The following is a 24,423-nucleotide window of genomic DNA, read 5'->3' as shown; positions in this document are numbered from 1 at the left end:
GAAACTGTTACTTAATCCTGTGTTTTCAGGTGTTTGAACGGGTGGAAAATTTTTTATCGTTTAATTTCAGGTATTTATTATATTGATTAAAAAATAGGCAAACTAAGGAGTGAGCCGAAAAATAAGGATTTTTTCCATCTGTGCGGCATCACTCCACAGAGTTATCCACAGTTTCAGTGGATGCCTTTCCCCTTGCCGACGGGGATGTAAAATTGCAGCGAACCAAAGAATCACAGGCTTGTGAAGTGAACGACAACAGTGACGCCCCTCTGACCGGATACGACCGCATCGCGGCCTATTTGAAAACGCTCGATGGCTCACCGGGCGTGTATCGAATGTTGGATGAAGAAAGTCGCGTTTTGTATGTGGGAAAAGCGCGAAACCTGCGCAATCGGGTGTCGAACTATGCGCGTCCCGGAAATCACTCGGGCCGCATCGCGCGGATGATTTCGGAAACGGCGTCGATGATGTTCCTGACGACGCGGACGGAAACCGAGGCGCTTTTATTAGAGCAAAACCTTATTAAGCAACTCAAGCCGCGCTACAACGTTCTTCTGCGCGACGATAAATCGTTTCCAAGCGTGCTGGTGACCGATCACGCGTTTCCGATGGTTAAGAAGCACCGTGGTGCGAAAAAAGAGAAGGGCCAGTATTTCGGCCCCTTTGCGAGCGCTGGCGCGGTAAATCGCACCTTAAGTCAGCTTCAAAGAGTCTTTTTGCTCCGCAATTGTACCGATAGCCAGTTTGAGGGACGCACCCGTCCGTGTCTGCAATATCAGATCAAACGCTGCACTGCTCCCTGTGTCGGCTATATCACCGAGACCGAATATCGAAAGTCCGTCAAAGATGCGGCTGATTTTCTATCGGGCAAAACGGCTCAGATCCAAGAGAACCTCGCCGCCGATATGATGGCGGCGTCCGAAGCGATGGAGTTCGAACGCGCTGCATCCCTGCGAGATCGGATTAAGGCGCTGACCCAAGTTCAAACGGCCCAAGGGATCAACCCTCGGACGGTGGCAGAGGCGGACATCATCGCGCTCCATACCGAAAACGGGCAAGCCTGTGTGCAGGTGTTCTTTATTCGCGCGAACCAAAACTGGGGCAATTTCGACTTTTATCCGCGGATCAGCGGAGACGAAGATTTGGCGGAAGTGATGGAGGCTTTCGTCGGTCAGTTCTACTCAGACCGTGATCCGCCAAAGGCACTCATCCTGTCTCATGGCCTCGACAACGAAGACCTGATGGCTGAGGCATTGGCCGAGAAAGCAGGGCGCAAAGTCGAAATCACAGTCCCTCAGCGTGGCGAAAAGGCCGAGCTTGTCAGCAACGCGCTACGCAATGCGAAAGAGAGCCTTGCGCGGAAAATGTCTGAAAGTGCTACGCAGATGAAACTACTTCGTGGCATCGCTGAGGCATTCGACCTTGACGCGCCGCCAGAGCGGATCGAGGTTTACGACAACTCCCACATTCAGGGCACCAATGCCGTCGGCGCGATGATAGTGGCTGGGCCTGACGGGTTCATGAAATCGCAATACCGTAAGTTCAATATTCGGGGCGATAGCATCACACCGGGTGACGACTTTGGCATGATGAAAGAAGTGCTCACTCGTCGATTTGCGCGCCTTCAAAAAGAAGACCCTGATCGGACGTCGGGCAACTGGCCTGACCTTCTGCTGATTGACGGTGGTGCAGGGCAGGTGTCAGCGGTGCAGGAAATCATGGATCAAATGGGCGTCACCGATGTAGCCATGGTCGGTGTCGCAAAAGGCGTTGATCGTGATCACGGCAAAGAAGAGTTTTACCGCACAGGTCAGCGTCCCTTTGCTCTGCAGCGCAATGATCCCGTTCTCTATTTTATACAGCGCATGCGCGATGAGGCACACCGTTTCGCCATCGGCACCCACCGCGCCAAACGGTCCAAAGCGATTGGCGTGACGACCTTGGACGATATTCCAGGGGTTGGTGCGACACGTAAACGCGCTTTGCTTGCGCACTTTGGCAGCGCCAAAGCCGTTCGGGGCGCGAATTTGTCGGATTTGCTGGCTGCTGACGGCATTTCGAGCGCGATGGCAGAGACGATTTACGCATACTTTCACGAAAATGGCTGAACAACCCTACGGTGGTTCAATGTGGGGGCTGTTCGCCGTCGCAGCCGCCCGTTAAGAAGAGGCATGGGACGAAAGGGGCGATTATGAAGTGGACCTTGCCGAATACCTTGACCGTGTTGCGCCTGTTGGCTGCGCCGGGTGTGGCATTGATGTTCCTATACTTCGCACGTCCATGGGCCGACTGGTTCGCGCTGGTTCTGTTCGTGCTGGCCGCGGTTACCGATTTTCTGGACGGCTATCTCGCCCGCGCGTGGAAACAAGAAAGCAAAATCGGCGCAATGCTGGACCCTATTGCGGATAAGGCGATGGTCGTGATTGCGCTCATGGTCATCACGGGGTTCTCTGGTATGAACCCGTGGTTCCTGTTGCCCGCGACAATCATCATGTTCCGCGAAGTGTTTGTGTCCGGTCTGCGCGAATACCTTGGCGATACGGCGGGTCTTTTGAAAGTGACCAAGCTGGCCAAATGGAAAACAACTGCGCAGATGGTGGCGATTTCGATCCTGTTTTCTACGGGAGCATTCGAACATCACGCGCTACGTGATGTGGCCTTTTTGGACTACGCGCGGCACAGTTGGTATCTGGGCGTCGCCATTTTGTGGGTCGCTTCTATCCTGACGTTTATCACCGGTTTGGACTATTTCCGAAAAGCTCTGCCGTATCTAAAGTAGTCGCATGATTGATGTCCTTTACTTTGCATGGGTCCGTGAACGGATCGGAGTGCCCCGCGAACAAGTCGCAACCGATGCGGCAACCGTTGCCGAGCTGATCGAAGAGCTGAAAACCCGTGAAGAGCGGTACGCGCTGGCGTTTTCAGACCTGCGCGCGCTGCGTGTGGCCGTTGATCAAGAACTGACAGATTTCGATGCTTCGCTGGCTGGCGCACGCGAAGTCGCGTTTTTCCCGCCGATGACAGGTGGCTAATGACCGTTCGCATCCAAACCGAAGGCTTTGACGCGGGCGCGGAACTGAACGCGTTTACCGACACCGTTGCAGGTGCAGGCGCAGTTGTGAGCTTCACTGGTGTTGTGCGCGATGTGGACGGTGACCTCGTCGCGATGGAGATCGAACACTATCCAGGCATGACAGAAAAGGCGATTGCCGCGATTGTGTCAGAGGCTCAGTCTCGCTGGGATTTGGCAGGGGCCTTGGTGATCCATCGTCATGGTCGTTTGACTGCTGGCGATCAGATTATGATGGTCGCAACGGCATCGCGTCATAGAGTCGATGCGTTCCAAGCCGCCGAATTTCTTATGGACTACCTGAAATCGCGGGCGCCTTTCTGGAAGAAAGAGATGACCCAATCTGGCGATGGCTGGGTTGAGGCGCGGGACGAAGACGAAGCCGCTCTCGATCGCTGGTAAGAAGTACCTCAAATTCTATTCAATTCCGTTTCCTTTACCGCGTTTTAGGTATCGGTCGGCCAATCTCTATCCGTTGCAAAGGATGGACTATATGGCTGCCGCAGAACCACAGACCCCGCTCGATTATGCTGTGTATGCGCGGGACAGAGACGTGATGAATATGGTGCGCAAGTCTCTCGCTGCGGGACAGGCGCAACTGGCCTTTCAGCCTGTCATAGCAGCGGCGGATGGCACGACTGTCGCTTTTTACGAGGGGCTGATCCGTCTGCGCGACAGCACAGGCCGAATTATCCCTGCGGGTCAGTTCATGGGCGAGGTCGAAGAAACCGTCCTAGGCCGTGAAATTGACTGCGCGTCGTTGCGGCTGGGGCTCGAAGTGCTTCGAAATAATCCGACGATGCGTTTGGCGGTCAATATGTCGGCGCGGTCATTGGCAGATGGGAAATGGCGCAGAACCCTGACGGCGGGCTTGAACCGAGGGCGCGATATTGGGCCGCGGCTGATCCTTGAAATTAGTGAAACTTCTGCGATGCAGCTTCATGAGGTGTTGATCCGCTTTATGGAGGACATGCAGCCCTATGGCGTGAATTTCTCCCTCGATGATTTCGGCGCGGGATTGATCGCGTTTCAGCGGCTCAAAGATTTCTACTTCGATATGGTGAAAATTGATCGCTGTTTTATCCATAACATTCAGGACTCGCCGGACAATCAGGTCATGGCTGAAGCGTTGATCACTGTGGCCCAGCAGTTCGAGATGTTTGCTGTGGCTGAGGGTGTGGAAACGGCAGCAGAGGCAGAATTGCTCTGTGACATGGGAATCGATTGCTTGCAGGGCTATCATTTCGGTGCGCCGCGCCTCTCAATCTAAAGTCTATCTATATTAGCTGCGGCGCAGCGAAATAATGTTGCGCCAAGCAGGCATAATTTGTACATAGATGCCGATGGTGATCAGCAAATTGCCGTTTTTCTGAGCCTTAGAGGAGAGGATTCTCATGACCAATATCGTAATCGCGTCTGCCGCACGAACTGCTGTTGGCAGCTTTGGCGGTTCCTTTGCCAATGTTCCTGCGCATGAACTGGGTGCTGCTGTGCTCGAAGCGGTTGTTGCGCGTGCTGGGATCGAAAAAGGCGAAGTGGATGAGACCATCCTTGGTCAGGTGCTTACCGCTGGTCAGGGCCAAAACCCTGCACGTCAGGCGCACATCGCGGCTGGCCTTCCGATTGAATCCGCTGCTTGGGGCCTTAACCAGGTTTGTGGTTCCGGTCTTCGCGCGGTTGCTCTTGCTGCACAGCACATCATGCTCGGCGATGCGTCGATCGTTGCTGCTGGCGGTCAAGAAAACATGTCCCTTTCGGCTCACTGCGCCCACATGCGCAACGGCACCAAAATGGGCGACATGAAGCTGATCGACACTATGATCAAAGACGGCCTGTGGGATGCGTTCAACGGTTACCATATGGGGCAGACCGCTGAAAACGTTGCAAACCAGTGGGGTATCACCCGCGAGATGCAGGACGAATTCGCGCTTGCGTCGCAGAACAAAGCGGAAGCTGCACAGAAAGCTGGCAAATTCGACGACGAAGTCATCGCGTTCACCGTCAAAGGCCGTAAGGGCGACACCATTGTCGACAAAGACGAATACATCCGCCACGGCGCGACCCTCGAAAGCATGCAGAAACTGCGCCCAGCCTTTACCAAAGACGGCTCTGTCACTGCAGGTAACGCATCTGGCCTGAACGACGGTGCGGCAGCTGTTCTGCTGATGACCGAAGAAGAAGCTGTTCGCCGTGGTCTGACACCGCTGGCACGCATTGCGTCCTACGCGACCGCTGGCCTCGACCCGTCGATCATGGGCTGTGGTCCGATCCCGTCGTCGAAGAAAGCACTGGCCAAAGCTGGCTGGTCGGTTGGCGATCTCGACCTCGTCGAGGCAAACGAAGCCTTTGCTGCACAGGCTTGCGCCGTGAACAAGGACATGGGCTGGGATCCAGCAATTGTGAACGTCAACGGTGGCGCAATCGCAATCGGTCACCCGATTGGTGCATCGGGCTGTCGTGTTCTGAACACCCTGTTGTTCGAACTTCAGCGCCGCGATGCGAAAAAGGGTCTCGCTACCCTTTGCATCGGCGGTGGCATGGGCGTCGCAATGTGTGTTGAACGCCTGTAACATTCGGCGTTTACTCTACGTCAAAGGGGTTCAGCGCGCTGGACCCCTTTTTTGTTCGATGCGGCATTGCAGCGCAATAATATTGCGTATATATGTCGTTTCAAATAATAACGTTACTAACTGAATTTCTTAGGAGGAGAATCAAATGTCCCGTGTAGCTCTTGTAACTGGTGGTTCCCGCGGCATCGGTGCTGCGATTTCTAAAACCCTTAAAGACGCTGGTTATACCGTAGCTGCGACCTATGCTGGGAATGACGAAAAAGCCGCTGCGTTCACTGCTGAAACAGGCATTAAGACTTACAAATGGAACGTTGGCAGCTACGACGAAAGCGCGGCGGGTCTTGCGCAGGTCGAAGCGGACCTCGGCCCGATCGACATCGTTGTGGCAAACGCAGGCATCACTCGCGATGCGCCGTTCCACAAAATGACCCGCGAACAATGGCAGGAAGTGATCGACACCAACCTCACGGGCGTTTTCAACACCGTTCACCCGATTTGGCCGGGTATGCGTGAGCGCAAGTTTGGCCGCATTGTGGTTATCTCCTCGATCAACGGTCAAAAAGGTCAGTTCGGTCAGGTGAACTATGCCGCGACCAAAGCGGGTGACCTCGGCATCGTGAAATCGCTGGCCCAAGAAGGTGCACGTTTCGGCATCACTGCAAACGCAATCTGCCCAGGCTACATCGCGACCGAAATGGTTATGGCTGTTCCGGAAAAAGTGCGTGAAGCCATCATTGGCCAGATCCCGACAGGTCGTCTGGGCGAGCCAGAAGAAATCGCGCGTTGCGTGAAATTCCTCGTCGAAGACGACGCGGGCTTTGTAAACGGCTCGACCATTTCCGCGAACGGTGGACAGTTCTTCGTCTAATCGCTTGCGCGATTGATTTTATTAGTCAAATTGGGCCGGTCACAATGATCGGCCCTTTTCATGTCTAAAACCTCCTACACAGCAGTCGGATTTATCGCGGTCCTTTTGTGGGCGCTTCTCGCGCTATTCACCGTCGGATCGGCCCCCGTGCCGCCGTTTCTGTTGAACGCGCTCTGCTTTGCGATCGGCGGGGGGATTGGTGTCATCTGGTTGCTTGCAACGGGCGGCTTGTCGCAACTTCGCCGCGTTCCAATGCGGGTCTATCTCATCGGAACGGCGGGTCTCTTCGGCTATCACTTCCTGTATTTTTCGGCGCTACGAATGGCCCCCGCCGCTGAGGCGGGCCTGATAGCATACCTTTGGCCACTCTTGATCGTCTTGTTCTCTGGTCTTTTGCCGGGGGAGCACTTGAAACGCGGTCACATTATCGGAGGTGTGATCGGATTCGCGGGCGCAGTTTTGATCGTCGCGCAAGGTGTGACTGGGTTTAATGCTGACGCATTGCCCGGATATGGATTGGCGTTCCTCTGTGCGCTCACATGGTCAGGGTATTCGGTCGTATCCCGCAGTTTCGGGGCGGTTCCGACAGCATCGGTTGTTGTGTTCTGCCTCGCCACAGCAATCCTGTCAGGGGTCGCGCACGTCGCATTGGAAGACACGATCTGGCCGACCACCACGCTCGGATGGCTGTCAGTCATTGGGCTCGGCGTTGGCCCCGTCGGGATCGCGTTTTTTGTCTGGGATGTGGGCGTGAAAAAAGGCGACATCCAATTGCTTGGTGTCGCCTCCTATGCTGCGCCTGTTCTCTCCACATTGGCGCTTGTTGTCGCGGGGATCGCAGCCCCGACTTGGACTTTGTTACTTGCCGCCGCCCTCATTACCGGAGGCGCGGCACTGGCCGCACAAGCGAGCCGTAGGCCTTAGTGGGTTGTCAGGCGCGTAATTTCCTCTTTGACCATCAACTTCTGTTTCTTGAGACGGCTAATCTCTGATGCGTCAATTGCCGGACTGCGCTGTGCACTTTCTACGGCCGCAGAGAGGTTCTGGTGTTTCTTCCTCAGTTCCTCGATGTGCGAACTTAGGCTCATAGTCGTCTCCTCTGTTGTGATGGTTACGACTCGATTGCAGCACAGATTTACAAAACTGTCACGCGGCGCTGCGGCATTTTTCGAGATCGGTCGTTTTCCGCCGATTCCGCGCAATTAAATTAACAATTTATGCTCAATTCAGCGCCATCACGTAAAATAGCGGTGGCTTCGGGCGTATAGCTTTCACCGTCAGCGGTATGGCTCTCTCCGACATGCATGACAAAGGGCGCTGCGAGCTGGAAGGCCGCCCGCCCATTCTTGCGCGCTTGGACGATAAAGAGGCCTGCGTTGCGGCCATTACGGGCCGCGATAGGCTGCACGATGATTGAACCCAGACAGGTCTGAACGGCCGTAAGAACTTCGGGCAAGCGGTTGATTCGTTGGATAAGTGTGAAATAGCCCTTCGGCGCGAGGCGCTTTGCGCCGATCGTCACCCAATCCGCCAAAGGGGTATCCCCGCCGAGTGCAGTATCCCTACCAAGGTCAGTCGCGGCAGTAGATGCGGTGCGATCATAGTAGGGCGGGTTCATAATGACGTGATCGAATTGCTGATTTCTGAGGTCCGCAGGTAGGGCCCGAAGGTCGGCGGTGATCACATCTAATGGCGCTTTGTTCTCGGCAGCATTCTTGCGCGCCAGTTCCGCATACTCTGGCTGTAGTTCGACGCCAGTGATCGACAGTTCTGGAACACGTGCCGAAAGACACAGGGTCGCCGTGCCTACGCCGCAGCCAAGTTCCAATACGGTTTGGCCTGATTTTGCCGGAACAGCAGCGGCGAGCAGAACGGGATCAACGCCAGCGCGGTAGCCATTGATCGGCTGCCAGACCCTAACCTTACCATTCAGAAAGTTATCGCAGCTAAGGTCAGTCACAGGCCCAAATCGATTTCATTGTCGCGTAAAACGGCAGTTGCGATGAAATGATCGGCATCGCGCACCATAATGCGGCGCGGCAAAATGCCGAGGCTTCCGTCGAGGACGCTCATATTTACGTCAAACTCGAAGCAGTCTATACCCTCACCGTCTAAGAGCACCTTTGCAAAGGCGATCACAGTGGGGTCGGTTGTGCGTAAAAGCTCTTTCATACCCAAAGACGTAAGGCGGGAAACCGACTTTGCCAATAGCGCCGTGGAGCCTGTGATGAGCCTCGATGTAACTGCCACCAAACCGCATGAACGTCTGGCAGAGGCGCTGGCGCCTGAAATGGAAGCCGTGAACCTGATGATCCGTGATCGGATGTCGTCGGAACACGCGCCCCGTATTCCTGAAGTGACTGCCCACTTGATCGAAGCTGGTGGAAAACGTTTGCGCCCGATGCTGACGCTCGCGGCGGCGAAACTCTGCGGCTACGAGGGTCCGTATCACATCCATTTGGCGACAACGGTCGAGTTCATTCATACAGCGACCTTGCTGCACGATGACGTTGTCGACGAAAGTGATCAGCGTCGCGGGCGTCCGACGGCGAACCTTTTGTGGGATAACCAGTCGTCCGTTCTGGTCGGCGATTATCTGTTCTCTCGGTCGTTCCAGATCATGGTCGAAACGGGATCGATCCGCGTTTTGGGCATCCTTGCTGATGCGTCTGCGACAATTGCTGAGGGCGAAGTTCTCCAGCTCACCGCGGCTCGTGATCTGTCCACGACCGAAGACACTTATCTGAAAGTGATCCGTGGGAAAACTGCTGCTCTGTTCTCTGCGGCCACTCAGGTCGGCGCGGTGATTGCTGGCGCAGATGAGAGCATCGAGAAGGCGCTATACGATTATGGCGACGCCTTGGGCATTGCGTTCCAAATGGTTGACGATTTGCTCGACTACGGTGGAACTGAGGCGATTGGTAAGAACATCGGCGATGACTTCCGCGAGCGGAAATTGTCACTGCCGTTGATCAAAGCGGTTGCGAAATCAGATGCGGATGAGATGGCGTTCTGGACGCGCACCATCGCGAAGGGCAAGCAAGTCGAAGGCGACCTTGAGGCTGCACTCGACATCATGCGCAAGCATGGTGCGCTGGATGACACTCGGGATGAGGCATTGCAGTGGGCTGCGAAGGCTAAAGCATGTCTTGCGGAAGTCCCCGCACACGACATCCGCGATATGCTGTCCGATATCGCTGACTACGTGGTTGCACGGATCAGCTAAGTAGCGGCGTGGGGACAACCCACCAACTTTGTTCCCGAATTTGGATCATGCGGGCAACCTGACGGGCGGCCCCCATATCCTTGACCACCGCCACGCAAGTCGCTCCTGACCCTGACATCCCTGCCCATAGAACAGCGCGTTGCTGGCGCATCATGGTGAGCGCTTTGTCAATTTCTGGGGCAACTGCTGCGGCAGGCTTATGAAGATCGTTCCGCTGCTCATGCAGCCAGTCCGTAAACCCATTGAGTGTCACGCCAACTGGCAGTTCACCCATAGCCGGGTTTGTTTTCTGCGTTAGCCCACGAAAGGCTTCGGGCGTTGGCACTTCGACATTTGGATTGACGAGGACGAGTGCCGCGCGGGGCAGGGCGGTAAAATCGCTCAACTCTTCACCGATCCCAGCCATGCGACAGGGTGTCGGGGCGCGTAGGCAAACAGGAACATCGGCACCAAGGGCAAGGACCGCGGGGTCGTCATGCGCCAATGGTTCAACATCCCACAGCTCGGCCAAAAGTTTTAGCGTTGCCGCCGCATCAGACGACCCGCCACCAATCCCCGCCGCATGGGGGAGGTTCTTTTCAAGATGAAGGTGCGCCCCCATCGTCACGCCGCGCTCACGGCGGAGGGCTTCGGCGGCTTTCAGAACGAGGTTGCTGCCGTCGACGGGCACACCTTCGGCAAAATGTCCTGTCACCGTCAGTCGCATGTCGACAGCGCGGGTGGCTGAGATCACGTCGCCGACTTCGGCAAAAACGACCAAGCTATCGAGCAGATGATACCCATCGGCCCGCTGGCCAGTGACATGCAGGGTCAGGTTTATCTTTGCAGGTGCTGTTGTCTTAATTGTCGCCACGGGCCACCGATAATGGGTCTTTGCCTTCTTCAATCATCACCGCATCCAAACCAATCGCGATTTTTCGGCGGATTCGGGCAGCTTCGTCTTCTTCTGGATCAAATGACAGCGCACGCTGCCACTGGAATTGCGCTTCGAGTTTCCGACCCACGACCCAAAGAGCATCGCCCAAGTGATCATTCACCACAGGATCGGTGGCTTCCAGTTCGCTCCCTCGTTCGAGGACGGGGACAGCCTCTTCGAAACGTCCAAGTTTGAACAGGGCCCAGCCAAGGCTGTCGATTATCGCGCCATTGTTGGGTTGGGCCGCGACAGCTTGTTCGATGAGTGACAAGGCTTCGTCGAGCTTCTCGCCGCGATCGACGAGCGAATAGCCGAGGTAATTCAGCACTGACGGATGACCAGGGCGCAAATCGAGCGCGGCGCGGAAATCGCTTTCGGCATCATCCCAGCGGTCCAACCGTTCGCGTGAAATCCCGCGTGCGAAATAGATGAACCACGCGCTGGACGCATCCTCACCGTAGAGATCGAGTGCGGTCGTGTAGACGCTGTCGGCCTGTTTGTAGTCCTCGACCCGACGTAAAGAGTCGCCCAAGGTGGCAGCCACATAGCCTGAGTCTGGATAGGTGCGAGCCAATTGCTGCAACACCTCAATGGCGGCATCATTGCGTCCATCCGCTTCGAGGACAGCCGCGCGGCCGATCTCTGCATCGAGGAATGCGGGGTCTTCTGGTGAGATCATCGCGAAGGTCGCACTGGACAGGTCATAGCGGCCCAAGGCGTCGTAGAGTTCCGCCGTGGTCAGGATCGCGTCTGAACGTGTCGGGGCCAGTTCATGTGCTGCCCACGAATAAGCGAGGGTGTAGGCCTCGGGCGCTTCGTCTTGGATGGCGACGGCGACTGTCAGGAACACTTCGGCAAGGCCTTCTTTGGGATTAGTGATCCCGTCGAAAGGCACGGTTTCGCCTGCAGTTAGGCGTGCCAGAAGGTTTTGTATCGCGTTGTCGCTGCCCGATGGGTCGGCTCGAGATAACAGCGCAATCGCATCGTCGGTGCGGCCCAGCTGTCCCAATACTTGCGCTTGCGCGATCAACGCGCGAGTGTTTCGCGACATGCTGGTGTTTGCGGGATCGCCGAACAGGTCTTCGGCCCCTTCGAAATCACCGACATAGGCCAAAGCGAGCGCTTTTTGGTATGATCCAAAGGCGGATAGTCCTTCGGTTGCGATGATTGCATCGAAACCTTCAATCGCATCGCGCACGTTTCCTTGGGCCAATGCACCCCAAGCCTGAACGGCTCCGTCGATCATATCGCTGACGGCTAGTCCAGTCTCGAGGTCCGACTGCACCTTTTTCCAACGATCCGCTTTAATATGATCAAGCATCACGACCATATTCGCGATTTGGCTCACATTGCCTTGGCTTGTTAGGAGTTGCGCAAACGGCAGCGCTGCTTCGAAATCACCGAGTGCCACGAGGGACGACAAGGCGCTATCTGCCATGCCGATATTCTCGGGGTCGATTGCCAATACGCGTTGATAATATTCCGCCGCCTGTTCGAAGTCGCCCGCCGCAAAGGCCCGCTGCGCTGCGAGGTAGGGGCCTGACAAGCTATCTGCCTGAGACGGCAAAGGTGCCAAACCGATATTCGCCACAGTGAGCAGCATCAGACCGAACGTGCGAATTTTCACGAAGTAGCGCCCCTTATCCAGAAGTTTCAAAGGCATCGTAAAGAAATGGCCCGCCGCCTGCAATCAGACGACGGGCCAAATGGGCGTGATCTCGCGGATGTGAGATTACATATTCGGGTAGTTCGGTCCGTCACCGCCCTGTGGGACGGTCCAGTTGATGTTCTGGGACGGGTCTTTGATGTCGCAGGTTTTGCAGTGAACACAGTTCTGGAAGTTCACTTGGAACTTCGGACCGTCTTCGCCCTCAAGGACCTCGTAGACACCTGCGGGGCAGTAGCGCTGCGCAGGTTCATCGAACTTTGGCAAGTTGACCGAGATCGGCACAGAGGCGTCTTTCAGCTGAAGGTGGCAAGGCTGCGACTCTTCGTGGTTGGTGAAGCTGAAAGATACGTTGGTCAGGCGGTCAAACGACAGAACGCCATCGGGTTTCGGGTAGTCGATCTTCTGGTGCTTCGACGCTTCTTCGGTCGAGGCAGCGTCGGTTTTGCCGTGACGCAGGGTGCCAAAGAACGAGAAGCCTAGCGTGTTGGTCCACATGTCCAGACCGCCCAACGCCAGACCGCCCAATAGGCCGTATTTCGACCACATCGGCTTCACGTTGCGGACCTTCTTGAGGTCCTTGCCGATCACGCCTTCGCGGACGCGAGTATCGTAGTCTGCCAGCACATCGCCCGAACGACCCGCTTGGATCGCTGCGAATGCGGATTCCGCAGCCTCGATGCCCGAATGCATCGCGTTGTGGTTACCCTTAATACGCGGCACGTTGACGAGGCCCGCCGAACAACCCAGCAGCGCACCACCAGGGAACGCGGTCTGCGGGATCGACTGATAGCCGCCTTCAGAGATCGCACGAGCACCATAGGCCACGCGTTTGCCACCCTTGAGCAGTTCGGCCACCATCGGGTGGTGCTTGAACCGCTGGAATTCCATGTAAGGGAAGAGGTGCGGGTTTTTGTAGTTCAGGTGAACAACGAAGCCGACGTAAACCTGATTGTTGTCGAGGTGGTAGATGAACGAACCGCCGCCTGCTTCGGACCCCAGGGGCCAACCCATCGTGTGGGTCACTGTGCCCTCTTTGTGCTTAGCTGGATCGATCTCCCAAATCTCTTTCATGCCGATGCCGAACTTTTGCGGGCAGTGGCCTTTGGACAGGTCGTATTTCGCCATAACTTCTTTGGAGAGCGAGCCGCGCACGCCTTCGGAAAGGAAGACGTATTTACCGCGAAGCTCCATCCCCGGCTCGGTGTTCGGACCGTAAGAACCGTCAGCCTCTAGGCCAAAGACACCAGCAACAACGCCAGCGACTTCGCCGTTTTCGCCGTAGACCAGTTCCGAACAGGACATGCCCGGGAAAATCTCGACGCCCAGTTCTTCGGCCTGTTCTGCCATCCAGCGGCAGACGTTCGCCATCGACACGATGTAGTTGCCGTGGTTGTTCATCAGCGGTGGCATCGCAGCGTTCGGCAGGCGGATACCGCCAGCTTCGCCGAGGAAGTAGAAGTTGTCTTCTTTGACTTCGGTTTTGATCGGCGCGCCTTTGGCTTTCCAATCGGGCATCAGGCGATCAAGACCAGAGGTGTCCAGAACCGCACCCGACAGGATGTGCGCCCCAACCTCAGAGCCCTTTTCCAGAACGACGACGCTCAGGTCGGCATCCAGTTGTTTCAGACGGATCGCGGCCGAAAGCCCAGCAGGGCCGGCACCGACGATCACAACATCATAGTCCATTGCTTCGCGTTCGATGGCGGTCATGGCATTTCCTTTTGTTCGCAGCGCGACGCGCTTGGGTAACATTCTTTCGCAAAAGGACTAAACTAGACGCAACTCTTGGGCAATCACGACACGGCGTTATTTTGCTGCATTGCGACATTTGGACGGGGTGTCGACGTTAAAATATCGCGGGCCTTTCTCCGTCTTAGGGTGGAGTAGATCGATATATCGGTCCGTTATCCCCTTAAACGCCTTGGCTTATTGATTTCTTGTAGCTTTAATCGATATGCGGGGCTATTGACTTTTGACCTGCCCGATAGGTTATGGGCAAGAGAACACGACAGACGTGCGACGGAGTAAATTATGGAAAAGATCCCGCTGACTCGGGCCGGTTTTGACAAGATTGACGCTGAACTCAAACACCTCAAATCGGTGGAGCGTCCAGCTATCATTCAGGCCATTGCCGAAGCGCGTGCGCTGGGCGATCTTTCCGAGAACGCAGAGTATCACTCTGCCAAAGAAAAGCAGTCGTTCATCGAGGGGCGCATTAAAGAACTCGAAGGCGTTCTGTCCCTTGCTGAAGTTATTGATCCGTCGAAACTGTCGGGCACAATCAAATTCGGCGCGACCGTTGAGCTGGTCGATGAAGACACTGACGAAGAGAAGAAATATCAGATCGTTGGTGAATACGAGGCTGATCTTGAGAACGGCAAGTTGAACATCAAATCGCCGCTCGCTCGCGCTTTGATCGGTAAAGACGAAGGTGACAGCGTTGAAGTACGCACACCTGGCGGCGACCGTAGCTACGAAATTTTGTCGGTCCTCTTCGTTTAACGCTGGAAGGCGGCACGCCATGGGCACTGGTCTAGGCAAAGCAAAAGAAACCCAAGACGAACCCCGCTCTCTTTCGAGTGCGGAGTTGATTGGCTATTCGGTTACGTTCATTTGGCTCGTTGGTGCGGGCGCGTTTTTTTATTTCGCGCCGTCGAATGGCGACGGGTCGATGGATAGCTTGCGCTTTGTCATGACGCTCGTTGCGCTGTTTCTGCCTGTGGCGGTGATTTGGGTCGCAGCCAGCGCCGCACGGACCGCGCGCATCTACCGCGAAGAAACGGAACGCCTGCGTAGCTCCATTGATGACATGCGTCAGGCGCTGTTTGCCGAGCGTGAGGCGAAGTCCAAAGCGATCACAGGGCAGGTCGAAGAGAAACTGGCCGCGATTGCGCAGTCAGCTCAGAAAACAGAGACGGTATTGGCGACGTTTTCGTCGGCCCGCCAACAGGGCCGCGTGCAACTGCCCTTGGCCAAGCCTGAACCGTCTGACGATCAGCCCAGCCTCGCCTTGGGGACCACAGCAGAAGAGCTGCAGCCGCCCCTTTCGAATGCGATGTTGATCCGTGCGATCAATTTCCCAGAATCGGATCAGGATGCTGACGGGTTTGCTGCCCTTCGTGCTGCGCTCAAGGACCGTCAAGCCCGACAGCTGGTTCAGGCGAGCCAAGATGTCCTTACGCTCTTGTCCCAAGACGGTATCTACATGGACGACATGCGGCCCGACCGTGCTCGTCCAGAAATTTGGCGCCGCTTTGCTAAAGGTGAACGCGGTCGTGCAACAGCCGTTTTGGGCGGTATTCGCGATCGGTCCTGTCTCGCGTTGACCTCTGCCCGTATGCGCGAGGATGCTATTTTCCGCGATGCCGCGCACCATTTCCTACGTCGTTTTGATCAGATGCTTGTGGCGTTCGAACCGCAAGCTACGGATGAGGAAATCGCCGCACTGTCAGAAACCAGAACTGCACGGGCCTTTATGCTTGTGGGCCGTGTGACTGGCGCGTTTGACTGATCAATTTCGTGATCGTCGAGGGGTTGTAAAACTCCGAGTTTGAATAAATGATCAAATTCGACGTTTCACATTCTGGTTGATCATTATGCCCTCCTCTTCGCGTGCGTTGGCCTATCGCCAAGGTTTGACTGGCGGTTTGCCTTTCATGTTCGTCGTCGTACCCTTTGGCCTTTTGTTCGGCGTCGTCGCGATGGATGCGGGGCTCACGCTGACGCAAACCATGGGCATGACGATGCTTGTGATCGCGGGGGCCGCCCAGTTCACGGCGTTGCAAATGATGGTCGATAACGCGGGGCTTTGGTTGATCATTGCTGCGGCGTTGGCGGTGAACCTGAGGATGGCAATGTATTCCGCCGCACTTGTGCCGCATCTGGGTAAGGCTCCACTGTGGCAGCGTGCACTGATCGCCTACATGAATTTTGATCAAACCTATGCGGTTGCCAGCATTGCCTACGAGCAAAATCCAGAGTGGCCCGTTGAACGCAAGGTTACCTTCTTTTTTGGCGTCGCCACTCCGATTGTGCCGACTTGGATTGCGGCGACATTGGTTGGGGCGCTTATTGGCAAAGCTATTCCCACGGACCTTGGCATCGATTTCATCCTGCCGATCACCTTTATCGCGCTGGTTGGGCCAATGCTAAGAACAGTGCCGCAGATGATCGCGGCATCGGTGTCAGTGGCGGTTGGACTTATGCTTTCTGGATTGCCGTCAGGGATGGGGCTTTTGATTGCTGCAGCCTGCGCCATGGCAGCAGGGGCCGCGGCGGAGATTTGGCAAGAGAAACGGAGCGCGACATGGCTGTAGATGCAGTGCTGGTTTGGACGGTCATCGCCATTTTGGCCGTCGGGACATTTCTGATCCGATTTTCATTCTTGGGACTCATCGGTGATCGCCCCTTGCCGCCCATCGTCGTTCGGTTGTTGCGGTTCACGCCAGTGTCTGTTCTGCCCGCACTCGTCGCGCCACAGGTGCTCTGGCCGAATGCGACCGATGGCCAGACCGATCCCGTTCGAATGCTTGCCGCCTTGACCACGCTGGCCGTAGGGATGGTGACGCGTAAGGTTCTTCCTGCGATCGTCGCGGGGAGTGCGGTGCTGATTATCGGCCTACAGCTTAGCGCAGCGGGTTAACCTGAATCTGGTAGAGCACCTGCGCGTTGTCGTCGGAATCATCCTCACGCACTTCACGTGTCCGAACGCCAGGCAATTTACCGAATTGCGTTTCCAACGTTTCAGGAAAGAACGTGACGCGGATGTGTTCAAACCCTTGTAGGGATTTTAGGATGGCCGAGGTCGACCGTGCGCAATTGGCTTTCTGCACGGCACCGTGTGTCATCACCGCCCGAAACGCACGTTCCGCAACATCGGCAGAGACATCAAGCTCTTGGACAACGGTGTAGAACGTCGCACGGGAATGGTAAGAGATATAGTATTCTTCGATCTGTGGCGTGACACCGATGATGACATCGTTGCGTTCAGGGATCGAAGGATGTTTGAACGATCCAGCGGGGTCCCAAATGACTCGTTCGGATGCATTGACCATGAGGCTCGTATGGGCGCCGCGCCCGGAACCTACGTTGCGCATGGTCATAAGGGTAAGGCGGGGCGGGCCATCGTGATGATAGCGCATACTGGCAACCTGATTGTCAGGAGCCCAAACGGGTTCGGCGGCGCAGCCAGCCAATGCCAGCGGCGCGCCTATCAAGAATGATCGCCGATCCATCAATGCGCGCCCCCAAAGCGCGAAATTTGTGACTTGCTGATTAGCCGTTAATCAGAGCAAGCAACACCAGTGCGACAATGCAGATCGTCGCGACGCGGGTTGAGAATTTTACGAAGCCTTCAAAGGTTGCTTCGTGTGTGCTGGCGTCCATGGTGCCGTGCTTGTGTTCAGCCATGTGAGGCTCCTTCTCGAATTCTGTTCGCTTTGCGCGTGGATAGACGATTCAATTCTGTCTGTCACGATGTCAAAATGTCCATCATGCCGTCGTTTCGAGGTCTTTCGCCAATTCAAACCCGATCCGCGTGGGCTCTGCTTGCTCGGTTGGTTTCGGAAGGGCCATCAACATGACGTTCAGTTGAGCCACGTGTTGGATCAATTGAGTGCGTGTGCCCGTGTCGGTGCTGCCGTAGAACGTCACGATATCGGGGTCGAAATACCCCAAACCTTCAATCCGCATCACGCCTGCGTCCGAGCCAGTAAAGCCCATCGCAACCTCTTGGTCTGCGTTCAGCTGCTTTTCGAAGTTCTGAATATACAGGATTAGGCGTTCATAAGCCCACCGCGCTGCGCTTTTCTCTTCACCATTATCTTGAAGATTGGACGGGATCTGCGTCGGTGTTGCGGACTGAGCAGTAGGATTGAGGTGGACTTCATGAAGTGCCGGTAGGACTGCGTTCTCGGCATATTCCGCCGAAGTTTCGATTGTGTCGGAAAGTTCGCTCATTGGTGCCCCCATTGTCAGGGGTAACACTAGCCTTCTCTGCCTCGAGGTCTAGACCCGTTGCCAGAGCCACGCGCCATCGGGACCCATTTCACGGGTCACTCGACCTTGTTTCAAAAGGTGATTGAGATGGGCAACCGTTTCGACAAAGGCCAGTCCGTATTGATCGCCAGTAATCTCGCGCTTGAACAGCGGGATAAAGCAGTCACCGCCGACGCGGGGTGTCGAAAGGTGTTCCTCGATGCGATTTAGCGCACCTTCGTGGTTTTCGATCAATTGCTGCAGCCGTGTTGGCAGCCCGTAGTAGGGCAATTTGTGCCCCCCTAGAACGAAATGCTCATGGCTGGCAATCGGTGCGAACTGACGGCAGGACCAGAGCCATTCGCCCAATGGATCACCTTCGGGTTCGGTCGGGTAGACGCCGATATTCGGGCTGATGGACGGCAGCAGTTGATCACCGCCCAGAACGAGGGTGTCATCGCGGCTCCAGAATGTTGCGTGTTCTGGCGCATGTCCGTCGCCCATCCGAATGTCCCATGTGCGCCCGCCCATGGTGATCGTGTCACCGTCGCAAATGCGCGTGTAGCCCGCAGGGAGCGGCAAAACACAGTCGGCAAAGTTAAACGGACGTTCCGTTTCGCGCTGTTTTAGGACATCGGCCGCCATGCCATTGCGCCGATAGAAGGCAAGATTATGGGCCGAGTAGTTGGGTTGCTCATCCATGGTGAGCATGCGCGTCAAAAGGTAAGCCGTGCGGGGCATGACAAGTTCTGCCCCGAGGTCAGTCAGCCACCCAGCCAAACCCACATGGTCGGGGTGGTGGTGGGTCAGAACGACCCGCGTGATCGGCTTGCCAGCCAGAGGCCCCGCCATCGCAGTTTCCATCGCTGCACGGCATTTCCGCGTGTTGATGCCAGCATCAATAAGCGTCCAGCCATCGCCATCGTCGAGCGCGTAGACATTCACATGGTCGAGCGCCATCGGCAGCGGAAGGCGAATCCAGAGGACGCCTTCGGCTACTTCGATAGCCGCACCATTTTCGGGCGGTGTTTCGTGCGGGTAGCGGATCAGGCTTTTGCTGCCGTCCATCACGCTGCCAGATCGTCTGGCGAGATCGCCATAAGATCATCGCTGCCTTCGCGCACGTGAGCGCAGAGGCTGACATGTTCGGGCAGCAGGCGTTTGATGTAAAACGCAGCCAGTTTCTTGCGAGTTTCGTCGCCTTTGAGAGCCGCTGTCAGGTGGTAGTGGCCACCCAGCACACGAGCGAACGCACGCAGGTAAGGAACCGACACGGCAAAGCGATCCGTCATGTCTTGGCCGACCAACCATTCCGTTGTCTCGCGCAGCGTTTCTGCAGATTGCCAGACAGCTTCGGCGAGTTCGGGGAGGCTCGCTTTTGCGGCATCTGCACCTGCTTCGACCTCGTCGAGTAAGCGATAGGCCGCATCACCGCCGTCCATCATTTTGCGCCCAACAAGGTCCATGGCCTGAATGCCGTTGGTGCCTTCATAAATCGCGGTCACACGAACATCGCGCAAATACTGGGCTGCGCCTGTTTCTTCGACAAAACCCATGCCGCCGTGAACTTGGATGCCCGTATTGGCCACATCAATACCAACATCTGTTCCGAACGCCTTTGCAATCGGGGTGAGTAGGGCCGCACGGGCCTTCCATTTCTCGTCGTTCGTCGCGATGCCCATGTCAATCGCGGTGCCACACGCCAACGCGATCGTGCGTGCGGTAAAGATTTCGGCCTTCATCGTTGCCAACATACGGCGCACATCGGGGTGTTCGACAATGGTGCCAGTGCCGCCAACTTTACCCTGTTTGCGGTCCATCGCGTAGGCCAAAGCAGCTTGATACGCGGCTTCGGCGATCCCGATCCCTTGGGTGCCGACACCCAAACGCGCGTTATTCATCATGGTAAACATCGCGGCCATGCCACCGTTTTCGGGGCCGACTAACCAGCCACGCGCACCTTCATAGCTCATTACAGCAGTGGGCGAACCGTGAAGACCGAGTTTGTGTTCAAGGCTCACAACGCGCAGGTTATTGCGTTCACCCAAAGTGCCGTCCGCGTTCGGGATGAATTTGGGAACGATAAAGAGGCTGATGCCTTTGGTGCCAGGAACACCATCGGGCAAGCGGGCCAAAACAAGGTGGCAGATGTTTTCGCTGAAATCGCTGTCACCCCAAGTGATATAGATTTTCTGCCCCGTGATCGCAAAGCTGCCGTCGCCCAGCGGTTCCGCTTTGGATGACAGCGCGCCAACGTCAGAACCAGCTTGCGGTTCGGTCAGGTTCATCGTCCCTGTCCATTCGCCCGAAATCAGTTTCGGCAAATACAGTTCTTTGATCTCATCGCTTGCGTGATGTTCCAGCGCTTCAATCTGGCCTTGGGTCAGGAGCGGATTGAGGTGAAGAGACAGGCACGCACCCGACAGCATGTCATTGATTGCTGTGCCGATCGTAACAGGAAGGCCCATGCCGCCGTGTTCTGGGTTCGCACATACGCCGATCCAGCCTCCTTCGGCGATGGCAGAAAAGGCCTCAGCGAAACCGGGGGAGGTGCGTACGATGCCGTTCTCCAGCTTTGCAGGGTGCAGATCACCATTGCGCTGGACGGGATAGATGACCTCATCGCAGAGCTTGCCCGCTTCGCCTAGGATTGCGTCGACCAGATCAGGTGTGGCCTCTTCGTATTTGTCTGTTTGCGCAAGAGCGTCAAAATCGACAATGTGATCCATGATGAACCGAAAATCGGAAACGGGGCTACGATACGGCATCTTATGTCCTTCACTTCACGGGATTGGCCAAAGAATGGTCAGTCTATTCCACTTTATCACAGAGTAGGGTAGCCATGCCCTCCGACCCCGCAACTGAAACGCAGCGTCATGACCACCGTGAAGACCATACTACTTTCGTCCAAAAGTGATGATTTGACCCGTGCCGCCCAGATTTGGCGTGACGGAGGGCTGGTCGCGTTCCCAACGGAAACGGTCTACGGGCTGGGCGCAGATGCGCGGAACGATCATGCCGTTGCGCAGATTTACGCGGCCAAAGGGCGCCCGTCGTTTAACCCCTTGATTGTTCACGTTCCTGATGTGGAAACGGCCCGTCAGTATGTGACGTTCTCGACCGAAGCCGAGGTTCTCGCCGCTCAATTTTGGCCCGGCGCTTTGACGTTGGTTCTGCCGTTGCGGGCAGATGCGGGTATTTCACCGCTCGTGACCGCGGGCCTTGAAACGTTAGCGATCCGTGTGCCTCAAGGCGATGTTGCACAGGGTGTTTTGCGCAGCTTTCACGGACCTGTTGCTGCCCCATCGGCGAACCCATCGGGTCGCGTCAGCCCTACATCGGCGGCCCACGTCATTGCTGGATTGTCGGGCCGTATTGATGCGGTCATAGATGGTGGTCAGTGCGGTGTTGGCGTCGAGTCCACAATTGTCGGCTGTGTCGGTGAACCCGCGTTGTTGCGGTTGGGCGGTGTCCCTGCTGAGGCTATCGAGGCTGCGCTGGGCCGTCCCTTGGTCCCTGCGGGAGAGGGAATCGTCGCGCCAGGGCAACTCGCGTCACATTATGCGCCCGAAGGCACCATGCGATTGAACGTCACTGCCCCACAGCCAGACGAAACCCTTCTGGGATTCGGCCCAGTTGAAGGCGCGACACTGTCGTTGTCTGAAACGGGTGATTTGGTCGAAGCTGCGGCGAACCTATTTGATTGCTTGCATCAACTGAACGCACTGGGGGCCGCAAAAATCGCCGTGTCGCCTGTGCCTGACGTTGGGCTGGGTCGCGCGATCAATGATCGCCTTGCTCGCGCAGCTGCCCCTCGGGACTAACGCAATCTCAGCCGAGGTTGTTCTTTTCGATATACATCCGAAGCTCTTCAGCCTCGTGACGCGCGTCACGTAGGCCGTCCATTGCGGCCCGTAATTCTGCTTCTGTCTGCGCGAGTTGGTTGGTGATCTCTGCCTCGCGCTGTTGCAGGTAGGTGATCGCCTGATCGCGGGTTTCTTCGGCTTCGTGCAGCGCTTGTGCCATCCGGTCCAATTCACCGATTTCGGCTTTGGTCACGCGGGTGAAGCGGTTGATCAGCCAGCTTGCGAACCATCCCAAAGAGAAGGCCACAAACAGGATGACTGCCGTTGCAAAGATAAGCTCGGTTCTGTTCATGACGTGTCCCTTATTCGGCGGCTGGGTCGGCGGGCGCGTCCTCGGTCACGGGCGCGGTTTCGTCGGTTGGTGTTTCGGTCGCTTCAGGCTCTGCTGCTGCGTCTTCGGTCGGTTCGGGCTGAACCAAGTGGAATTCGATACGGCGGTTTGCTTCGCGGCCTTCTTCGGTGTCGTTGTCGGCGATCGGATCTGCCTCACCATATCCTTTGGCTGTGAAGCTAGAGGTGATGATGCGGCGCATACGCAGCGCCGACACAACAGATTCGGCGCGATTCTGGCTGAGCCTTGCGTTCATCTCTTCGCTGCCTTGGCTATCGGTATAGCCCGCGATCTCGAGCTCAATATCCACACACTGGCTTAGGATTTCCGCGATGTCGTCCATCACAGGAAGCGTGTCAGTGGTGAGCGTCGCAGAACCAGGATCAAAGGTGATTTTGCGATTTTCGGTGACGACATTGATTTGTGCAACGCAGTCTTCAGACGACGGTGTTTCCACGACGAGGTCAAGCTGCGGTACATATTCGACATCGACGCTAAAGGTTGCGTCCGACCCAAACTTCTCGACCAGCAGGCCTGAAATATTGGCAGAGGCTTCTTCGTCACCAGTTTGACCAGTAATCAAAATCGTGTCGGATTGGATGGTCACGGTACCGTTCGACAGGTTCGACAATGCATCTAAGCCAGCCAGAACGCGGACTTGCCATCCAGCGGGCAGTCCCTCGCTGTCGACCAACGTGCCCATGACGACCTCATCACCAGCGAATTTTGCCCGCGCGTAGTTTTCGATAACCATATTTGTCAGGTCATCTGGTACGCGGCCGCTGAGGTCCAGTTTGGAGTCTTCGCTCAGTGTCGCAATGAATTGCTCGGGGCCATCGGCGCCATTTTCCGTCGTAGTCGGCAGATGGGCTGTGAGTGCGAATAACTCAGGCAGAGCGTTGTCCAAACGACCGATGACGTCGTCGAAAGTCGCCTGATCTGTATTAACTGGCGCGGTCACGGTGACGTCGGCGTCCGAAACGGTCAGTGTCCCGCCGCCCAGCTCGCCCAATGCATTGATCGATTGCGAAACAGCATCGCCCCACGTGCGCGATGGAACGCCCAAAGCCAAGGTGCACGAATCGCGCCCCTCGTAGCCGTTCGCATGGGCTGCGGTCAGGATTTTGTCGCGCGACGCTGCCGTATCTGCTGTGCAGGCTTCAAACCGTGCGCCGTTTTCGTCGATGATGAAGCGCGTGATGTAGGGCGACACAACGGGACGCGGTGCGGTGATTGTCAGAGCAAGAGCTACATTGTCCGGTTTTAGCGACCTGATACGTTGCTCTAGATCGCGTCGTTGATCGCCACTGTCTGCGCTGGCGTTGATTGTCACTGACCCAGCACTGACCGAGATTTTAGAGCGAGGAAGGACCTCCAGCGCCCGCAGAGCAAAGTTCACAGCGCTCCGCCAGCCTTCTGGAACAGGATAATCCGCGCCCTCAAGAAGGTCGGTCACAGTGCTGCCCTTTGCAGCGGTCGCGATACGGCCATTCAGGTTTTGCCGATCCGTTGAAGCGGGGATAAGCCCAATCAGCGACACGCCGCTGTCGTTGCACAGGATTTCGATGGCAAAATCGGGGGCCTCAATGCCGGTCTGATTGGCAACGCCCATATTGCTGATCACGCGACTTGCATCAACCACACCACCCGCCGCGTTCACAGCCCGCAGGCGGAACACTTCGTCAGGGGCTTCGCCTTCTAGGACGACCTGCAAGCCATCACCGATCACGCGAACCCAACCTAGATCAGCATCGAGCAGGGCTTCTTGAACGGCGAGCGTGGATTTGTCTTCGAGAAGGTGCACGGCACTCTGCGCGCCCAAGGTTGCAATCAGGGCAGCCACTCCGAAGGTGCCGACGCGAATGAAAACCGAGGATAGACGCATATGTAGGGCGGCTCTTTTTTGAATTTCGTATTGTCTAGGCCCTACA

General features: G+C 56.3%; 27 protein-coding genes. 14 read left to right on the top strand and 13 right to left on the bottom strand.

Features of this window, described 5'->3' with window-relative positions:
- Positions 1-245: 245 nt before the first annotated feature.
- The 8 genes from uvrC to yddG all read left to right on the top strand — a co-directional run bounded on the left by uvrC (position 246) and on the right by yddG (position 7,432).
- Positions 246-2,108 carry an excinuclease ABC subunit UvrC gene (gene uvrC / locus AC07ED_RS11360; RefSeq protein ID WP_105235871.1) on the top strand — a complete coding sequence of 621 codons (1,863 nt, stop codon included), beginning with the start codon at positions 246-248 and terminating at the stop codon, positions 2,106-2,108.
- 83 nt (positions 2,109-2,191) lie between these two features.
- On the top strand, positions 2,192-2,779 hold the full coding sequence (gene pgsA, locus AC07ED_RS11355; protein WP_067550312.1) for a CDP-diacylglycerol--glycerol-3-phosphate 3-phosphatidyltransferase: 588 nt from the start codon (positions 2,192-2,194) through the stop codon (positions 2,777-2,779).
- A gap of 4 nt (positions 2,780-2,783) precedes the next feature.
- Positions 2,784-3,032, top strand: a complete 249-nt coding sequence (gene moaD, locus AC07ED_RS11350) for a molybdopterin converting factor subunit 1 (RefSeq protein ID WP_105235870.1) — start codon at positions 2,784-2,786, stop codon at positions 3,030-3,032.
- Positions 3,032-3,472 (top strand): molybdenum cofactor biosynthesis protein MoaE, encoded by a 441-nt coding sequence (locus AC07ED_RS11345; RefSeq protein WP_105235869.1) that lies wholly within the window; start codon positions 3,032-3,034, stop codon positions 3,470-3,472. Before moaD ends, AC07ED_RS11345 begins: the two co-directional genes overlap by 1 nt.
- 91 nt (positions 3,473-3,563) lie before the next feature.
- Entirely contained in the window at positions 3,564-4,340 is a 777-nt protein-coding gene (locus AC07ED_RS11340; RefSeq protein WP_245918074.1) for an EAL domain-containing protein, read from the top strand.
- Between the two features lie 124 nt (positions 4,341-4,464).
- Positions 4,465-5,640, top strand: coding sequence for an acetyl-CoA C-acetyltransferase (locus AC07ED_RS11335; protein WP_105235867.1), 1,176 nt, complete (start codon positions 4,465-4,467; stop codon positions 5,638-5,640).
- A gap of 145 nt (positions 5,641-5,785) precedes the next feature.
- Positions 5,786-6,508 (top strand): acetoacetyl-CoA reductase, encoded by a 723-nt coding sequence (gene phbB / locus AC07ED_RS11330; protein WP_067550302.1) that lies wholly within the window; start codon positions 5,786-5,788, stop codon positions 6,506-6,508.
- A gap of 60 nt (positions 6,509-6,568) precedes the next feature.
- Positions 6,569-7,432, top strand: a complete 864-nt coding sequence (gene yddG, locus AC07ED_RS11325; RefSeq protein WP_105235866.1) for an aromatic amino acid exporter YddG — start codon at positions 6,569-6,571, stop codon at positions 7,430-7,432.
- Here yddG and AC07ED_RS11320 read toward each other — a convergent pair.
- The 3 genes from AC07ED_RS11320 to AC07ED_RS11310 form a co-directional block, all read right to left on the bottom strand.
- Complete coding sequence (locus AC07ED_RS11320) at positions 7,429-7,596, bottom strand: YdcH family protein (protein ID WP_067550298.1); 168 nt, start codon at positions 7,594-7,596, stop codon at positions 7,429-7,431. The genes yddG and AC07ED_RS11320 overlap by 4 nt on opposite strands.
- Positions 7,597-7,715: 119 nt before the next feature.
- Complete coding sequence (locus AC07ED_RS11315) at positions 7,716-8,468, bottom strand: tRNA1(Val) (adenine(37)-N6)-methyltransferase (protein WP_105235865.1); 753 nt, start codon at positions 8,466-8,468, stop codon at positions 7,716-7,718.
- Positions 8,465-8,680 (bottom strand): putative signal transducing protein, encoded by a 216-nt coding sequence (locus AC07ED_RS11310; RefSeq protein WP_105235864.1) that lies wholly within the window; start codon positions 8,678-8,680, stop codon positions 8,465-8,467. The genes AC07ED_RS11315 and AC07ED_RS11310 overlap by 4 nt, the downstream gene beginning before the upstream one ends.
- A 55-nt stretch (positions 8,681-8,735) precedes the next feature.
- Between AC07ED_RS11310 and AC07ED_RS11305 the strand changes: the two genes are divergently transcribed.
- Positions 8,736-9,734, top strand: coding sequence for a polyprenyl synthetase family protein (locus tag AC07ED_RS11305; protein ID WP_105235863.1), 999 nt, complete (start codon positions 8,736-8,738; stop codon positions 9,732-9,734).
- On the opposite strand, the gene AC07ED_RS11300 is transcribed toward AC07ED_RS11305, so the two are convergent.
- The 3 genes from AC07ED_RS11300 to AC07ED_RS11290 form a co-directional block, all read right to left on the bottom strand.
- Complete coding sequence (locus tag AC07ED_RS11300) at positions 9,727-10,587, bottom strand: 4-(cytidine 5'-diphospho)-2-C-methyl-D-erythritol kinase (RefSeq protein WP_105235862.1); 861 nt, start codon at positions 10,585-10,587, stop codon at positions 9,727-9,729. The genes AC07ED_RS11305 and AC07ED_RS11300 overlap by 8 nt on opposite strands.
- Entirely contained in the window at positions 10,574-12,313 is a 1,740-nt protein-coding gene (locus AC07ED_RS11295) for a tetratricopeptide repeat protein (protein WP_105235861.1), read from the bottom strand. The genes AC07ED_RS11300 and AC07ED_RS11295 overlap by 14 nt, the downstream gene beginning before the upstream one ends.
- 69 nt (positions 12,314-12,382) lie before the next feature.
- Entirely contained in the window at positions 12,383-14,029 is a 1,647-nt protein-coding gene (locus tag AC07ED_RS11290; RefSeq protein WP_105235860.1) for an electron transfer flavoprotein-ubiquinone oxidoreductase, read from the bottom strand.
- Positions 14,030-14,350: 321 nt separating this feature from the next.
- Here AC07ED_RS11290 and greA point away from each other — a divergent pair, with 321 nt between their 5' ends.
- From greA to AC07ED_RS11270, 4 genes are all read left to right on the top strand, one after another.
- Positions 14,351-14,821 (top strand): transcription elongation factor GreA, encoded by a 471-nt coding sequence (gene greA, locus AC07ED_RS11285; RefSeq protein WP_067550290.1) that lies wholly within the window; start codon positions 14,351-14,353, stop codon positions 14,819-14,821.
- 19 nt (positions 14,822-14,840) lie between these two features.
- The gene (locus tag AC07ED_RS11280) at positions 14,841-15,830 is read left to right on the top strand and encodes a hypothetical protein (protein WP_105235859.1); all 990 of its coding nucleotides are present in this window, start codon (positions 14,841-14,843) and stop codon (positions 15,828-15,830) included.
- Positions 15,831-15,975: 145 nt separating this feature from the next.
- Entirely contained in the window at positions 15,976-16,635 is a 660-nt protein-coding gene (locus tag AC07ED_RS11275) for an AzlC family ABC transporter permease (RefSeq protein ID WP_245918073.1), read from the top strand.
- Positions 16,626-16,961 (top strand): AzlD domain-containing protein, encoded by a 336-nt coding sequence (locus AC07ED_RS11270; RefSeq protein ID WP_105235857.1) that lies wholly within the window; start codon positions 16,626-16,628, stop codon positions 16,959-16,961. Before AC07ED_RS11275 ends, AC07ED_RS11270 begins: the two co-directional genes overlap by 10 nt.
- Here AC07ED_RS11270 and AC07ED_RS11265 read toward each other — a convergent pair.
- The 5 genes from AC07ED_RS11265 to AC07ED_RS11245 form a co-directional block, all read right to left on the bottom strand.
- On the bottom strand, positions 16,945-17,553 hold the full coding sequence (locus tag AC07ED_RS11265) for a hypothetical protein (RefSeq protein ID WP_105235856.1): 609 nt from the start codon (positions 17,551-17,553) through the stop codon (positions 16,945-16,947). The two genes, AC07ED_RS11270 and AC07ED_RS11265, sit on opposite strands and share 17 nt — an antisense overlap.
- A gap of 40 nt (positions 17,554-17,593) precedes the next feature.
- Positions 17,594-17,728, bottom strand: a complete 135-nt coding sequence (locus AC07ED_RS11260; RefSeq protein ID WP_105235855.1) for an aa3-type cytochrome c oxidase subunit IV — start codon at positions 17,726-17,728, stop codon at positions 17,594-17,596.
- An 81-nt stretch (positions 17,729-17,809) separates the two neighbouring features.
- Positions 17,810-18,277: a DUF6173 family protein gene (locus AC07ED_RS11255; RefSeq protein ID WP_105235854.1), complete on the bottom strand. Its 468-nt coding sequence runs from the start codon at positions 18,275-18,277 to the stop codon at positions 17,810-17,812.
- 48 nt (positions 18,278-18,325) lie between these two features.
- Positions 18,326-19,363, bottom strand: a complete 1,038-nt coding sequence (locus tag AC07ED_RS11250; protein WP_105235853.1) for an MBL fold metallo-hydrolase — start codon at positions 19,361-19,363, stop codon at positions 18,326-18,328.
- The gene (locus tag AC07ED_RS11245; protein WP_105235852.1) at positions 19,363-21,063 is read right to left on the bottom strand and encodes an acyl-CoA dehydrogenase; all 1,701 of its coding nucleotides are present in this window, start codon (positions 21,061-21,063) and stop codon (positions 19,363-19,365) included. Before AC07ED_RS11245 ends, AC07ED_RS11250 begins: the two co-directional genes overlap by 1 nt.
- A gap of 108 nt (positions 21,064-21,171) precedes the next feature.
- Between AC07ED_RS11245 and AC07ED_RS11240 the strand changes: the two genes are divergently transcribed.
- Entirely contained in the window at positions 21,172-22,119 is a 948-nt protein-coding gene (locus tag AC07ED_RS11240) for an L-threonylcarbamoyladenylate synthase (protein WP_105235851.1), read from the top strand.
- A gap of 7 nt (positions 22,120-22,126) precedes the next feature.
- Here the strand turns inward: AC07ED_RS11240 and AC07ED_RS11235 are convergent, their stop codons facing one another.
- Together AC07ED_RS11235 and AC07ED_RS11230 are read right to left on the bottom strand one after the other, a co-directional pair.
- The gene (locus AC07ED_RS11235) at positions 22,127-22,453 is read right to left on the bottom strand and encodes a hypothetical protein (RefSeq protein WP_067550271.1); all 327 of its coding nucleotides are present in this window, start codon (positions 22,451-22,453) and stop codon (positions 22,127-22,129) included.
- 10 nt (positions 22,454-22,463) lie between these two features.
- Entirely contained in the window at positions 22,464-24,377 is a 1,914-nt protein-coding gene (locus AC07ED_RS11230; protein ID WP_105235850.1) for an OmpA family protein, read from the bottom strand.
- Positions 24,378-24,423: the final 46 nt, after the last annotated feature.

The sequence above is a fragment of the Aestuarium zhoushanense genome, assembly GCF_056431045.1.
The sequence above is the reverse complement of the archived record's forward strand: the minus strand, read 5'-3'. Positions and strand labels throughout refer to the sequence as shown.